Source organism: Pseudokordiimonas caeni (genome assembly GCF_026719705.1).
Taxonomy (GTDB): Bacteria; Pseudomonadota; Alphaproteobacteria; order Sphingomonadales; family Kordiimonadaceae; genus Gimibacter; species Gimibacter caeni.
This window is the reverse complement of the sequence record NZ_JAPPRR010000001.1, coordinates 1,841,500-1,855,648: the sequence shown is the minus strand read 5'-3', so window position 1 is coordinate 1,855,648 and position 14,149 is coordinate 1,841,500. Positions and strand designations below refer to the sequence as shown.

At 59.0% G+C, this 14,149-nt stretch carries 11 protein-coding genes; 4 read left to right on the top strand and 7 right to left on the bottom strand.

The window, feature by feature from the left end:
- The first annotated feature begins 201 nt into the window (after positions 1 to 201).
- The 4 genes from OU694_RS08370 to OU694_RS08355 all read left to right on the top strand — a co-directional run bounded on the left by OU694_RS08370 (position 202) and on the right by OU694_RS08355 (position 6,376).
- Positions 202 to 2,445 (top strand): TonB-dependent receptor, encoded by a 2,244-nt coding sequence (locus tag OU694_RS08370; protein ID WP_308910529.1) that lies wholly within the window; start codon positions 202 to 204, stop codon positions 2,443 to 2,445.
- A gap of 98 nt (positions 2,446 to 2,543) precedes the next feature.
- A complete protein-coding gene (locus OU694_RS08365; protein WP_308910528.1) occupies positions 2,544 to 4,478 on the top strand; it encodes a serine hydrolase domain-containing protein in 1,935 nt (644 codons plus the stop codon).
- 18 nt (positions 4,479 to 4,496) lie between these two features.
- The gene (locus OU694_RS08360; protein ID WP_289505414.1) at positions 4,497 to 4,883 is read left to right on the top strand and encodes a RidA family protein; all 387 of its coding nucleotides are present in this window, start codon (positions 4,497 to 4,499) and stop codon (positions 4,881 to 4,883) included.
- The gene (locus OU694_RS08355; RefSeq protein WP_308910527.1) at positions 4,865 to 6,376 is read left to right on the top strand and encodes an alpha/beta fold hydrolase; all 1,512 of its coding nucleotides are present in this window, start codon (positions 4,865 to 4,867) and stop codon (positions 6,374 to 6,376) included. The genes OU694_RS08360 and OU694_RS08355 overlap by 19 nt, the downstream gene beginning before the upstream one ends.
- 246 nt (positions 6,377 to 6,622) lie before the next feature.
- On the opposite strand, the gene OU694_RS08350 is transcribed toward OU694_RS08355, so the two are convergent.
- From OU694_RS08350 to OU694_RS08320, 7 genes are read right to left on the bottom strand one after another with little or no spacing between them, the layout of a single operon-like run.
- Positions 6,623 to 7,426, bottom strand: coding sequence for a hypothetical protein (locus tag OU694_RS08350; RefSeq protein ID WP_308910526.1), 804 nt, complete (start codon positions 7,424 to 7,426; stop codon positions 6,623 to 6,625).
- Positions 7,427 to 7,447: 21 nt separating this feature from the next.
- Positions 7,448 to 7,738, bottom strand: a complete 291-nt coding sequence (locus OU694_RS08345) for a PAAR domain-containing protein (protein ID WP_373460225.1) — start codon at positions 7,736 to 7,738, stop codon at positions 7,448 to 7,450.
- A 13-nt stretch (positions 7,739 to 7,751) separates the two neighbouring features.
- Positions 7,752 to 9,131, bottom strand: coding sequence for an eCIS core domain-containing protein (locus OU694_RS08340; RefSeq protein ID WP_308910524.1), 1,380 nt, complete (start codon positions 9,129 to 9,131; stop codon positions 7,752 to 7,754).
- Positions 9,132 to 9,141: 10 nt separating this feature from the next.
- The gene (locus OU694_RS08335; RefSeq protein ID WP_308910523.1) at positions 9,142 to 9,843 is read right to left on the bottom strand and encodes an HNH endonuclease; all 702 of its coding nucleotides are present in this window, start codon (positions 9,841 to 9,843) and stop codon (positions 9,142 to 9,144) included.
- Complete coding sequence (locus OU694_RS08330) at positions 9,840 to 11,222, bottom strand: ATP-binding protein (RefSeq protein WP_308910522.1); 1,383 nt, start codon at positions 11,220 to 11,222, stop codon at positions 9,840 to 9,842. The genes OU694_RS08335 and OU694_RS08330 overlap by 4 nt, the downstream gene beginning before the upstream one ends.
- Positions 11,219 to 11,911: a contractile injection system tape measure protein gene (locus OU694_RS08325; RefSeq protein WP_308910521.1), complete on the bottom strand. Its 693-nt coding sequence runs from the start codon at positions 11,909 to 11,911 to the stop codon at positions 11,219 to 11,221. Before OU694_RS08325 ends, OU694_RS08330 begins: the two co-directional genes overlap by 4 nt.
- A complete protein-coding gene (locus OU694_RS08320; RefSeq protein ID WP_308910520.1) occupies positions 11,895 to 14,144 on the bottom strand; it encodes a hypothetical protein in 2,250 nt (749 codons plus the stop codon). The genes OU694_RS08325 and OU694_RS08320 overlap by 17 nt, the downstream gene beginning before the upstream one ends.
- Positions 14,145 to 14,149 lie beyond the last annotated feature (5 nt).

Below are 14,149 nucleotides of genomic sequence, written 5' to 3'. Positions count from 1 at the left end.
TGGGGGAAAATTTTTCAACATTGGTGCGTGAAATCGCGAATCTGAATGGCTTTTGACGCTTCTGGGGCGACGCGCGTATGGAGTGTCTGCATCATTATGTCGGTTTTCGTGAAAATTTCCTTGACCAATTTTTTGTTTATGAAATGATTTTCATATATGCAAAAAATGATCGCGACCGATCGCATTCTGGGGAGGGTGGCTATGTCGCAATATAAAGGTCTTCAATTTTCGCTTCTGCTTGGAGCAAGTGTTTTCGCCATGGCCGGCAATACAGCGGTGCAAGCCGCTGATGCTGATGCCGATAAAGCGGATCTCACGCTTGAGGAGATTGTTGTTACGGCCAACAAGCGCACTGAAAATCTGAGTGATGTAGCAATGAGCGTCCGTGCGATCGGTGGCGAGGAAATCGATGCTCGCGGATTGCAGGGCATGGGTGATTATCTGACGTCTGTGCCGAGCATTGCCTACAATGAGCGGGGTGGTGGCCGGAACCAGATCACCATCCGCGGGATCACCACTGGCGCGCTTGCCGCCGACCCCAACACTGTTGGCTATTATTTCGGCGATGTACCAGTGTCTGCAACTGCCCGCGGCAATCCGGACCTCAAGCTTTTCGACGTGGAACGGGTTGAAATCCTGCGCGGTCCACAAGGCACACTCTATGGCGCCGGCTCGATGGGGGGCACCATCAAGGTCGTTCCGGCGGGCGCCAAACTCAACGAAGTGGAAGGTACCGTCGAGGGCGTAATCTCGAAGACTCGCTATGGTGGCACCAATTACAGCGGCGCCGGTGCGGTGAACGTACCGATAGCGGAAGACAAGATGGCTGTGCGACTTGTCGCCTACGGTTACGAAAACACGGGTTATGTCGACAATATCGCGAGCGGCGCGACTGCATATGGCATCCCGGATAAAGTGACGAACAACGTGGCCAGCGAAACGACGAAAGGCGGACGTTTCGCAATGAAGATCCAGGCGACCGAAAAGCTTTCGCTGGATACTATGATCATTGTCCAGAACCAGAATGTGGATGGTCTGCCCGAGGTTTCTTTGCCTGATGGTGGCTGGACGCAAAATCGCTGGCGGCAGGAAGACCTGAATGACGACTTCAGGGTCTATAACCTTGTTGCTAACTATGAAGGTGATGCTGTCAACCTCACGGCTTCCACTGCTTATGTGGAACGTGACTGGAACCAGTTGCGCGATATCCATGCTCTTGGGCTCTTTGCCTTCCTGCCGGATGCGCCCTTGCAGCTTTATGATGGCAACGAGGAAAAATTCTGGGTGCATGAGGCACGCCTCAGCTCCAACACGGATAGCAAATTCCAGTGGCTGGCCGGCGGCTTCCTTCTCGACAAGAAGCTCGACTTCTCAAACGGCCTGCAATGGTTCGGCAGCGCGCAAAGTATAGAGGACTCGCTGCTTGGCGTGCTGTTCGGCGCGACAAAGGACATGGTCCTGCATGCGCGCAATAACACACACAATGCCAACCAGTATGCGCTGTTCGGTGAGGCGAGCTATCAGTTCACCGAGAAGCTGAAGGCAACGCTTGGCTTGCGCTGGTTCAAGTTCACGGACGACCGCGAACTGGCCGTGTCGGGGATTTTCAGCAACAGCACCGACCTGTTGACCACATCGGCCGATACGTTCAACCCGAAGGTTGCGCTGAATTATACGCCGAATGATGACCACCTTTACTATGTGTCGGCCACGAAGGGCTTCCGTCCGGGCAATCCGAACAATCCTCTGCCGGATGCCTGCACGGCCGACCTGAAGGCACGAGGCTTCGATAAGGCACCGGATGGGACCACACCTGACAGCCTGTGGAGCTATGAGGCCGGCACCAAGCTCTCGCTGGCCGATGGCCGGGTCGCGCTTAACGGGGCGGTCTTCTACATTGACTGGAAGAATATCCCGACAAGCTACATCCTGCCTTGCGGCTTCTCCTTCGGCTTCAACGCCGATACCGCGACCAGCAAAGGCCTCGAGCTTGAACTCGCTGCACAGATCAGCAGCAATTGGCGGCTTGATATCGGTGGTGCCTACACGGACGCACATCTTGATGCATCCTTCAATCCCGATACCGGCGAGCTGCGCAACGAAGGTGGCCAGACGCCGGGCGTACCTGAGCTCACCCTGGGTCTCGGCACCGATTACAGCTTTGAGCTTGCCGGCCGCTGGGCCAGCATGATCCGTCTCGATGCGCAATATGTTGGCGGTTACTACAACTTCCTGCCTTCCGAGGCCGTCCGGCAGCGGGCAGGGGACTATGCGACCGTGAACCTGCGCTGGAACACCGACTTCAATGGCTTGAATTTCGAACTGTTTGCCAACAACCTGTTCAATGAAACCGTGAACATAGTGGTCGATACCGAGTTCACCGATGGCCGGACCTATCGCGGTCGGCCGCGCACCATCGGCGCACGTGTCCGGTATCAGTTCTGACCGCAGCAGTCGAATGCGGCAACAAGGAAAGCACCCTGCCCAGGCGGGGTGCTTTCGCCCTTGATGGGCCTTGTAAACGATTGGCATAGGGGAGTGTCATGAGATCTTTAGCAAAGCTGTTTTGTCACGGCATGGCTGTGGTGGCTGTTGCCGTTGGCTGGCAGGCGCAGGCCGACGCCGCAAACGGTACGCCGATCACTGAAGAGGCGGTGACGGCGTGGTCCGACGAGACGTTCGGTGCCGCCCTCGACAAAGGCCAGATCACCGGCGCCACCATCAGTGTGGTTAAAGACGGCGCCCTGTTGATGGCCAAAGGGTACGGTCGTGCGAATGCGATGGTTGAAGGTGTTGTGGACCCCGCTGCAACCCGGTTTCGCATCGGCTCCATTACCAAGACTTTCACTGCCACCTTGCTTGCGCGGTTGATTGATCAGGGCATTATCAAATCGGTCGACGACCCCGCCAATCACTATCTGAAACGTTACCAACTGCCGGACAATGACGGTCACGCGATCACTATTCGCGAGTTGATGACGCATTCGGCGGGTTTCGAGGATACATTCCATTTCCTCGGATCGGAAGAATCACAACCGATTCCGATTCCTGCCGAGATTTTTGACCGGATGCGCCCGGCCTTTGTTCGGCCTGCCGGTCACAGCGTCAATTATTCCAACTTCGGGGTCGCCACGCTCGGGCTGCTCGTTGAAGACCAGATGGGCGCTCCGATCAATGAACTGATGGAGCGCTATATCTTTGACCCTCTCGAGATGAAGGATACTGACCTGTTGGTCGACACCAAGGTCCCAGCGGGCATTGGGGTGCCGGGTACGATAGCGCCGGATGGTTCAGTTACCGCAACCCGGTTCGTGCCGATCAATCCGGCTGCAGCGCAGACTGGTTCAATCGTCTCGACGGCGCCTGACATGGTCAAATTCATGCTCGCCCATCTTGATGCCGGCCGCACGTCGGACAGGATCATGTCGCCTTCGGGCTTCGCGCGCATGGCAAAGCGCTATGCTGAAAACTCGCCAGCGCTCACGGGCCTTGGTATGACCTTTTTCCTCGATAACTGGAATGGTCATACGACCATCGCTCATGGTGGCAACTGGGTTGGCTTCCACAGCTGGATGACGATGATTCCAGATGAGCATGCGGGCGTTTTCATCTCGCTGATGAGCGAAGCCCCACTGCCGACAGTCGGTCAGCGTTTCCTTTCGGCCTTTTTTCCCGAGCGTGCTGCAAAGCCATCCACCGCCTTGCTTTCCGCGAGCAGCCTGAACGACGCTTTCATGCGGCACTTCCTTGGCCAGAAGCGACCGCTCGGGCCGGCTGTGGAGACGGACCTTGAACAATATGCCGGTTCGTATCAGGCAGACCGACGCAATTTCACAAGCGCTGAGAAGCTGGGTGAACTCATCTATTTCGGGCAAGGCCTGCTGGACGTCACCGCCGATGAAAAGGGGCTGTATCTCGGAGGTGCCGGGCCCTTTGTCCCGCAAGGGCAAGGTATCTTTATGCATGAAACTGCACGGGCTGCGATACAGATAAAGCCGGACAGTTTGACCGGCAGGATGACGCTCACACCTGATATCGGGATTTACACCTTCTCGCGTGTACCGGCCCTCATGCACCCGGCTCTCCATACAGGTATTTTCATCGTGACCTGTCTGGTTGCTGCGCTTTGCATTGTAGCCATAGTATTCGTGCGCCCCGCTGAGGGGGCAGAGCGCATTTCGCTGGCACTGCCGAGCCTTCTCCTTGTCCTTCTGCCGGTGCTCGCCTTTGCGGGGTATGACGCAGCGGGTTCGATGATGAACGACCTGTATGCGGGCGAGCTTGGCCGCACACGCCTGGTGGTAATGTGCGCAAATCTCGCTGTGTTGGCGGCCGTCTGGCTCGCGTTGGGCGTCAGGCACTTGCAGCAACGCGGTGTGAGGTTGATCGCAATCGTCACGCTGGCGAATGCGGCCGTCGCCCTTCTCATCCTGTGGCACTATAACGGGCTCGGCTGGTCGATGCCGGGTTCTGCCTGAACCGTCGGGAGTCTTGATATGCATGTGATTGGTCAACCACTCGTCCTGAAGGACGGTACTCAAGTCCCGCTCAGTCCGGGAATTCGTTGTGGCAATCTCGTTTTTCTTTCGGGTCAGCTCGGCCTCACACCCGAAATGACGCTGGCTGGTGATGACGTCGTCGTGCAGACGCAGCAGGCGCTTGCCAATATCGCAAGGCTTCTTGATGAGGCTGGCTCCAGCATGTCGCATGTCGTGAAGGCGACCGTCTGGCTCACCGACAAGGCCGATTTTCCTGCCTTCAATAAGGCCTATGCGGCGGCATTCGGAGGATGCTTTCCTGCGCGGTCGACGGTTGTTTCTGATCTGCTCATTCCTGGCGCGCGCGTCGAAATCGAAGTTGTCGCATGCGTGCCGGAGAACTGATCGGAGCAGCAATCGCCGCGGTGTGCGCATTTACCAGTGCGCCGGGTGTCTCAGCGACCGACCCCGCGATTGAGTGGCAAGAGCCTTGTGCCTTCGAAGCCGCAAAAGACGTTGCACCTGACCGCGTGAAATGTGGTGTGCTGACGGTACCGCTTGATTGGTCAGGAAATGGTACGGCAGCCGCCCGTTTGCCGGTCGCTGTTATTCGTGCCCTCTCCGATACCCCGCAGCCCGATCCGGTGGTTTTTCTATCGGGTGGTCCGGGCGGCGCGCCAACCACATCGGCTCATTCATTTAATCTGTTCGCTGCGCACGCCTTCGGCAAAGACAGGGATATCGTCCTGTTCACCCAGCGCGGTGCCCAGTCGACCGAGCCCGAACTGCGGTGCGATCCGTTGCGTGGTATCCGGCTGTCGATTGTGGCGGACGACATGACCATGGCTGAACGTGACGCGAAAATATCGTCGGCAGCGCGAGCCTGCCTTGCATCCCTTGCTGCAAAAGGCATCCCGCTCCATGCTTTCTCAGCCAAGCAGAACGCGCATGATATGCGAGCGTTGCGGCAAGCCCTCGGGGTGCGGCAATGGAACCTCCTTGGGGTCTCCTATGGCACCTATATGGCCCTTGAAGCGGTTCGGCTCGACCCCGAAGGCGTTCGCACCTTGATCTTGGATTCCGTTGTCTCGCCTGAAAGCGATCTTTTCATGTCGGAAGCCAGCGGCAATTTCGAACGTGGCATCAGCCGCATTGTGGAGGCTTGCGCGGCAAGTGAGCCCTGTTCAGGCCATTTTCCTGATCTTACCGCTTCGCTAGATGCTGTTGTGGCCGCCCTCGCCAAAGCCCCGCCCACGGTGATGCTGACGGGCAAGGACGGCAAAGCTGATGTTCGGGTGGTGGTCAACGACCATGATTTTCTGAGCCTGATCCATTGGATGCTCTATAGCCCGCAGGCACTGCCGTTGGTGCCGATGTTGATCGATGCTACGGCATCAGGAGATTTGGGGCCGCTGACAACGCTGATGAACAGCGTTTACCCCGCTCCCGCCGCAGTGGGGGACAGCGCAGCAGGAGCATTTTTCGCCATTGTTTGCGCCGACCAATATCGGCCGTCACGCGGCCGCGACCTCGGCAAAGGACGCTTCGGCCTCTTCGCGATCACCAGCTTCATGCAGGACGTTTGCGCCGATCCGGCGCGCGGTTACGGCAGGATGCAGTCGGCCGAACCTGTCCGTGTCCAGACGCCGACCCTGATCCTCAGTGGACGCTTTGATCCAATGACCCCTGATGTCTACGCCGAAGAAATCGCTGGAACCCTGCCCAACAGCCAGCTAGTCCGCTTTGGCAACTGGGGGCATTCCGTTCTCAGTGGCTATCGGGAATGCCAGACAGATCTTGCTGCTGCATTCCTATCGAAGCCGGAGATCCATCTTTTATCTTCATCATGTGACGCGGAGAAGCTTTCACCGGAATTCAGAGTTCAGCTATCAGATTGAACCTAGCCTTCTGCCGTGCGTCTCGCCAGGGAAGGTGCCGCCGCACCTTTATTAGAATCCTGAAATTTCATGCGCCAAATTTGCGCCAAGTGCCTGTAACCTATTGATATCAATAATGGTATGGTGCCGGCAGCGGGCACCAATGACTTTAAGTCATTGATTTTATTGTATTATTTTTGATTTTTCTCGGCGGGTTCATGCGCTTCCCGTGTGACCTTTCGCGCCGCGCTTGGTGCAAGATTATTCTCAGGATTTCCCCACCAGCACGAGGCTGCCGCATTTCTTGACGGCATCGACCATCGCGGATTTGCCGCCTTTCTTTTTCTGGATATAGGCATTGGCGTTGCCAAGGGTCGTGAGGATCTGGTCGTAAACAGGCTGGGTTGTGGTATTGAGCGAAGTGATCCCTTTGGCATCGAGTGTTTTCAGGTCAATGGCGGCGAGCTTGTCGATTTCGGCGGAAATGTCGGTGATCGGCTCCTTGCCAAGGAGCGGGCCTGAGAAAATATGCCAGAAGAGGTCGCTGTCGTAGCAGCTGAGGGTGCCATAGTCTTTGGCCAGCATGGCAAACTTGCCCATCCAGTCGAGCTTGGCCTTGGAGGCCGCTATCGTGTCATTGAGGCCCTGTACGGTCTCGGCCGCGGCGGCTTCCTTCTGCTGGGCGGCCATCTGATCGTTGATCTTCTGCACCGCGTCGGCAACGATGCTTGTCTTCGCGGCATCAAGCGCCTCTGATGTCTGCTTCAATTCCGATGTCAGCGCATCCACATCCTTCTGCAGTGTTTCCTGGGTGGCAAGGGCTGTTGCCCATTCCTTGTCGAAGGTCTGGGCGCTGTCCGCCTGGTTCGCCGTAGCCTTGTCGAAAGCGTCTTTCAGGCCAGCAATCGCCTGTTCGTTGCTGCTGATCCGTGCCCCGAGCGTGGCGTTGAGGCTGGTGATCGCACCTTCACGTGCCGTCTGTTCCTTGCCGAGTTCGACATAGAAATAGGCAGTTGCTGCCGCCGCAATCAGGAAAGCGAGGATCGAGAGGACATTGATCGAGCGTATCATCTGCGTCTCCGTTGCGGCCGGTCAGCCACCGATTATCACCGTGGGGCTGCCCAGCACGATGGTACCGCCGTGAGCCGTTGTGTCCCCCATGCGCGCTGCCGGCATCCCGCCGATCAGGACCGTTGCCGAGCCTTTCACGATACTGTCTGGCGGGCCGGCGCAGGCGAGCGGGGTGCCGACCACGGCGGCGGGCAGTCCGTTGATTAGCACCGTCGGTGCCCCCGGCGGCAGGATCGGCCCGCCCACACAGGGGGTGATCCCGTAGACCATCGGGCAGGTATGCATGTCAGTTATGCGAGCGGCAGGCGGCACGTGATGATACCTTTCAGCTGATCTTGTTCTTACTATCTTCCAGGGCTGCCGATGCCATGTCGAGAGCTGCATCAGCCTCAATAAGGCTATCATCGGCCGCATCTGCTTCCTTCCAGCCAGGATTGCCGCCTTTGATCTCAAGCATTAGTTTTTCGGTTGCGCCTTTGGCTTGTTTCAACTGGTCATGACTCGCCTCCACCCAGTGGAGGGCTTCCTTCGCAATGTTTTTAGCAGGCCTGTTTGGTGTCGGCGGCGTCGAACTGTTCGGAGACTCATAGAACCCTTGTTTGAAGCCCGCCCGAACCTGCTTGGTCCGACCACTTCCTTCGCTGCCCCAATCGATGCTGAGAAGCGCAGCGTTCTGCCCCTGTTTTACCCCCGGATTTGACCCGACCAAGACCGCGCCGGTGTGATGCCCCTTTTCACCCGGCATGTCATGGTCGGAAACTTTGGGGTGAATTTCCCAGCTACAGTGGAGCATTGCCTTGGGGCCCTCTATGAAATCATCCATCCGACCGGTACTCACCGCCTCGACAGCGTAGTGAACTGAATATTTGTCCTTCGAGACGGTTTTCTCATTCAGTTCATAGGCATCAAGAAGCGCCTGCTTTACCGGCTTTTCAACGTCATAAAGATGGCTGCCGTTTGCCTTGGCAGTGATGGGAAACATGTTTTCCCAGATGCCGGGGCCACCCAGATTATCGTTCAGCAGGTGTCCCCTTAAAAAGCCCTCCCCCGGGTAGTGAATCCGCAATTCCTTCATCAAAAGGTCGTGCTCCTTGCTCGACCCGGGGGATGAGCCTTTCAGGGGCTTGTGAGGGACAAGATCGGCAGTGGTTTTCTTTCCGACAGCTACCTTGTGTCCTTTCCCCTTCGCGCTGAAATCGAGTTCTTGTTGGGTGAATGCTACGTGCGAGTCCTTCAACTGCAGCAGTGCGGGGAGAGAGGTGTCTCCAAAGCCGAATTGTAGCGGGAGTGTCGCCTGGGCATTCACGGCCATCTGCATGGCTTTCGCCCCCATTGTGTCGGCTTCCCTTTCAAGGCTCTGATCGGTGTTGACCGGCATCCCGCCTATCTTGCCGGTGGCGCTGACGCGGCCCTGTTTTTGCTGGGCGACATGCCAGGCTTCGTGCGGCAGGTGCTGTTCCTGCCCCGGCGCCACATGGATGCTGGTGCCGCGCGCGAATGCGTGGGCGCCGTATTTGCCGGGCTCGGGCGAATTGAATTGCACCTTCACATCCGCCATCGACCGGCCGGACAAGCTTTCGATGCCGGATTGCAGGTTTTCAGGCAGATCGCCCGCTGACGGTTTTCGCTGGAGCGCGACGCCATCTTTTCCGGCGCCGGGCGCTGAAGGCGGCGCGCTATCACGATGAGACTTGGATCGGGTCATCGTCTGTCCTTCAATTCTTCGGCCACAGGTGGACGCCGCCATTGTGGCCGAAGGCCCGATGAACGGCCATGTCAACGAGTGCCATGTCGTAGGTTGGGGTTTTCAGGTGGTGCCAGGTCCATTTACCCGTCCGATCGCCCGGCTTGATGCCTGCTGCTTTGTCGGCCATGCTGAAATGCTGTCTGCGGTCGTCCGTGTCGATATATTCTTTAGTGCCACCAAGGGTCTCACCATAGTCCCGCCCGTTTTTTTTGCCTTTCTGGATGTTAACATGCTGGTGGTTTGCACTCGGCCAGCCGCCTTTGTTGTCCTTGGGTTTGTCAAAATAGATGGTTCCTCCGTCTTTCCGGTCAAAGGTGAGATTGTATGTCTTGCCGTCATTTGCGGCCTTTACATTCTTAGGCCCTGATTGACCGTCCTTGAATTTTGCCTGAACGATTAGATCGGCACGTCCGGGGTAATCCTCAGGTTCGTCCAATCCGCCATGTGCTGCTGCGTTGGCTCCATCACTGTCTTCAGCCTCTACTTTGGCATCGGTCAGACTGGCATCCGCATGTGCGTCATCGACGCTAAACAGTCGGCCAGTCTCTAGATCCCGCTGCCAACCGAATTGCAGGGGGGCGGCGTGGCTGAGTGCAAGCCCCCGGGTGCCATTCATCTGGCCGAATTGGGTGGGGAGATCAGAAGCTTTCGAATGTCGTTCAAGCGTCATGACGACTTTCCCTCCTTCGCGAGTTCCAGGCGGAAGCCTTCCTCGATTTCGTCCCGTTGCAAGGCCGTGTCGCCCGCAGCATAGGCCGACAGCCAGGCATGGCGGATGGCATTGACGATGGTGGCACCGGATACCGTGAATTTGGTGGCGAGATGCCTTGCATCTATTTCCGCCGAGACTGCACTGCCGAGGCAGTCGCGGATCAGCCGTTCGCGCATCGGTGCATCAGGCAGCGGGAAATGGATCAGCTGGTGGAAGCGCCTGAGGAAGGCATCATCGAAATTGGTGACAAGGTTGCTCGCGAGGATCGCAAGGCCGGAGAAAGCCTCCAGCCGCTGCAGCATGTAACCGACTTCCATATTGGCATAGCGGTCGTTCGAGCTGTTGATGCTGGTGCGTTTGCCGAACAGTGCATCGGCCTCATCGAAGAACAGGATCCAGCCACGCCGTTCGGCCTCGGTGAAAAGACGGTCCAGGTTCTTTTCGGTTTCGCCGATATATTTGGAGACAAGCTGGGCAAGGTCGACACTAATGACCGGCCTTTCCGCCTTTTTGCCGACAAGAGCGGCAGCAAGCGTTTTGCCGGTGCCAGAAGGCCCATGGAACAGGATTGTGTGGCCCGGCCGCAGGTGCGGGCCGAGGCCGTCGACTTCATGCAGACGACCACCATGTTCGATCCATGCAAGCACCCGGGCAAGTGCTGCACCGGTTGCAGGCGGCACCACGAGGTCGTCCCATTCCAGACGGGAGGTGAGGGGTGTGCCCGGAACACCCGGTGGGACGACAAGCGTGGCCTTGCCGCCGTCGCGCAGGACTGTCACTGCGGCGGCAGACAGCGCAAGCGGCCGGGCGGTTGCAGGTTCCGGGAGTGGGACGCCTGTGCTGTCCGGCGTAAGGCTCGGACCGCTGTCTATGATCCAATGATCGACGAGTGCGCTGCCGGGTTGCAGCAGCGGCAAGAGGTCCAGTCGGGCGGCCGGATTGTCACCTGCAAGCAGGAAAAGGGCGGTTTCGTGGGTTGGCAGGAAGCCCGCGTGGCCACGTCCCGTGAAGCCGCCGAACTCGCTGTGAACCCGGTCGTATGTTGCGTTGCGGATGAAAAAAGGGTCGAGCGCTTCAGGCGCGACTTCTGGCGCCAGCGCGAGCATCACAACGAGCCTTTCAGGCACTGTCAATTCATGCGCGATGGCCCAGCGGGCATAGAGGCCGGGCTGTTGTGTCAGGTCCGGCACGGGAACGTCGATGGGTGAAGCATAGGGGCATTCCTGCCCGAAATAGAGGGCGATACGGGCAGAGAGCACCTCGCGGAACCAGGCGAATTCCGCCATCAGGCTTGCGTGCCAGTTTTCGGTGGATGTGATGCCGATATTTGCTGTCATGGCCAGTCCACCACCATCGGGCGCGCCATCCACGGGTGATAGACGGCGCCAAATCCCCACGGAATCGAGGACAGGAGAACGTCTATCGGATGGGGCGATACTTGTAGCTGATCCGTGTCGCTCGCTTTTTCCAGGATGCCACCCCGTTGCAGCATGGCCTCCCTGAGCCCCGCGACCTTCAGGTTTTGGGCTGCCGGCCAATTGGCGATGATGGAGCCAAGCAGCCGCTCGGCTTCGTCCTTGTGCGGGGCCGGGACAGGTAAACGCTCACCGTTATCGTGATCGACACCCAGAAGGTGCTGAATGAAAAAGAGGTCATCGCCTGCTTCAGCATCGCGGCCTGTCGCCAGAAAATGAAGGGTCATGGCTGCCTCCGTCGCGCCGCTCCCCTCGAAGCTGCCGGTCGGGGAGAGGAGCCCGAGATTGCGCAGGAAAACTGGCAGGTAGGGCGCGATGAGAACAAGGCCCGCGCTGGTGGCCGACCGTTTGGCGGCTTTCAGTTTGGCCTCTTTGGCGGGATCGATACTCCGGCGGACTGAAAGCTGTTCGCGCACTGCACGCTGCACCGATACTTCATCGGTGAAGCGGTCGTAAAAGCGGGCGAGTTTGGCCTTCAGTTCCGGCGCTGAAAGCGGCGTGGTCGGGGCCTGCTTTGGCCCGGCAACCGGTTCGTCAGTTTTCTTCTGCATCGGGGACTTCCTCCCTTTCGATTTCAGTCCAGCTGCCGATGCCGTGCCGGCCCAGTTCGGCGATAACACCAAGGCGGGTATGGCCAAGGGACGGGCCGCCTCCCCAGAAATCGTCGAGCCATGCGAAATAGGCCTCTTCGAAGGCTATCAGGTCAGCGGCAGGAAGCGGCAGGATGTTGACCAGCAGATGGGCGGGCAGGGCTTCCGCAACCAACCATTCGAGCGTGGTCAGGTCTGCCTGTGGTTGCCAGCGTTCCGGTGCGGCAGGAACGACCAGCGTCACCTGATGGCAAAAGGCGGGGGCAAGGGCATTGTCCCCGATGTCGGCAGGCCGCAGCAGAAGATGCTCGACAAGATAGATGCCAGTGCCACCTTCTGGCTCGGCAATGCGGACGGAGGCCTCAATGGCCTTTTCCGCCGCGGCGCGGCTATCGAAAGCAAGAGTGCTGCGGGCCAGTGTCGCACCGCTTTCATCAATGAGGTGGACCCGATAGCCAGGCGCGCCGGACGCGCGCCACGTTTCGATCCGGTAGCGATCCCTGAGCGGCAGCGATAGGCCTGCCACCGCGGCTGCGGCCTCGGCGCTGGCAGGGTCAGAGTAGCAGTCCCGGCTGAGAAGCGGCAGGGCATCGCCCCCCTGGTCGAGCCTGAAGCGATATTCCGCATCATCCGCGATGATCGTCAGGCGGTCCTTCAGGGGCGGCCCATCTTCGTGCGGCCGCAGGCAAAGGTCGGCGGCGAGGCGCTCGAAAGAAGTGAGACGTCCGGGGTTGGTCGGTGGTTCCAGATAATTCCAGCCAGCCACTGGCTGGTGTGACTGTGACGCAAGGTCTGCCGGTTGCGGCCCCGCCAGCGATGGCAGGTCGTCCTTCGCAACAAGCGCTGCCGTGAAGCGGCACCAGCCGCGATGAAGGAGGGCGGTCTCGGCGCTGGTTGCGAGATCGTCTCGGCTCGCCGCTGTCAGGACCGAGGGGGCATTTTCAAGTCCTTTGTGCAGGTGATCGAATTCCACGGTGCCTGCCGCGATGCTGCGGTCGGTGGAGGTCAGCCCCAGCAATGCAGCGCTTCCAGAGAGGCGCGCCAGAAGGTCGGCGACCGGTTGTTCCAGTAGCAACAGGAATGCCTGTAACTGTTTGGCTTGCGCTTGTCGGGTGTCGCTTGCCTTCGGGGAAAGATATCCGCGCTTCAGGCCGTAAAGGGCCGGAAAGTCGCGCTGGACGGAGGGGTAGGACGCAAGGTCGGTGCGCTGCGTGCCATGATCAATCGCTTCGGCGTCGCCGGGATAGAGACGTGCGCGGGGCGCGCGGCCCTGTTCGATGGCTTTCACGAGCCTGTTGAGGTCGGGTTTGACCTGCCGTCCATTGACGAGGACCGAAAGGGCCATGTCACCGGTATCCAACATATAGGCGCAATGTTCTTCCAGCTTCAGCATGCCGCCGGCAGCTTCCACGATCACGCCGGTCTCGTCCGTGCGCCACAGGAAAAGGTCGCGCACCTGCAGGTCCGACAATTCCTTTTCGATCTGGTCTGCGATGCTGGCAAGGTCGACCTGGGTCTGCAGGTTGCTTGCCGCCATGCGGGTAGTGTCAAAGATCCCGCGATTGACAGCGGGGCCGGATGCGACGGCATTTTCGCCGGCGCGCTCGTCGATCCGATAGGCCGGCAGGTTCATCAGGATGGCATCTAGTGCCAGCGTTACAGCGGTCGCACTGGCCTCGGTATCGGCATCCCGCCCGGCTGCGACGGTGACCGAGGCGCCGATCAAGCCACGTTTCGCAAGGGCGATCTCGCCGATATCGGTGCCGACCAGCCGTTGCCGCACAAGGCGTTCGCGGGCGTCACGGCGCAGCCAGCTTTGTTCGGCAGGGCCTAGGGGCCGGACCGTATCGATGGTCACCTGAAGAAGTCCGCCCGCCTCGCCAGTGATCCACGCATTGCGCACTTCCGGTATGTCGATGAGAAGGGCGCGCACATCGTCGCCCGTCACAGGCACCGTAGCAAGGAGGTCGGGCGGAGATGGCAGGGGCACACCGCCAGGGCCAGAGGCAATGAGGTCTGCCACCGGTAGCCCGATCCGGTAGCTGCAGTCGGCCAGCGCTTCGGCCAGATATTCAAGGGCCGTGATACCGGGGTCATGGGCATTGAAGTCGGTCCAAAGACCGGGCGCAAAGCGCTCAAGTGCTTCGCGCGCACTGCCGATCAGGTCTTCATACCGGATGGGGCTTTCCTGCATCACGC

Bases quoted from the DNA above. Each gene is read 5' to 3' on its own strand.
- OU694_RS08325 (WP_308910521.1), bottom strand. From the start codon at position 11,911: ATGCAGAAGAAAACTGACGAACCGGTTGCCGGGCCAAAGCAGGCCCCG.
- OU694_RS08355 (WP_308910527.1), top strand. From the start codon at position 4,865: ATGCGTGCCGGAGAACTGATCGGAGCAGCAATCGCCGCGGTGTGCGCA.
- OU694_RS08320 (WP_308910520.1), bottom strand. From the start codon at position 14,144: ATGCAGGAAAGCCCCATCCGGTATGAAGACCTGATCGGCAGTGCGCGC.
- OU694_RS08340 (WP_308910524.1), bottom strand. From the start codon at position 9,131: ATGACCCGATCCAAGTCTCATCGTGATAGCGCGCCGCCTTCAGCGCCC.
- OU694_RS08365 (WP_308910528.1), top strand. From the start codon at position 2,544: ATGAGATCTTTAGCAAAGCTGTTTTGTCACGGCATGGCTGTGGTGGCT.
- OU694_RS08335 (WP_308910523.1), bottom strand. From the start codon at position 9,843: ATGACGCTTGAACGACATTCGAAAGCTTCTGATCTCCCCACCCAATTC.
- OU694_RS08360 (WP_289505414.1), top strand. From the start codon at position 4,497: ATGCATGTGATTGGTCAACCACTCGTCCTGAAGGACGGTACTCAAGTC.
- OU694_RS08370 (WP_308910529.1), top strand. From the start codon at position 202: ATGTCGCAATATAAAGGTCTTCAATTTTCGCTTCTGCTTGGAGCAAGT.
- OU694_RS08330 (WP_308910522.1), bottom strand. From the start codon at position 11,222: ATGACAGCAAATATCGGCATCACATCCACCGAAAACTGGCACGCAAGC.
- OU694_RS08350 (WP_308910526.1), bottom strand. From the start codon at position 7,426: ATGATACGCTCGATCAATGTCCTCTCGATCCTCGCTTTCCTGATTGCG.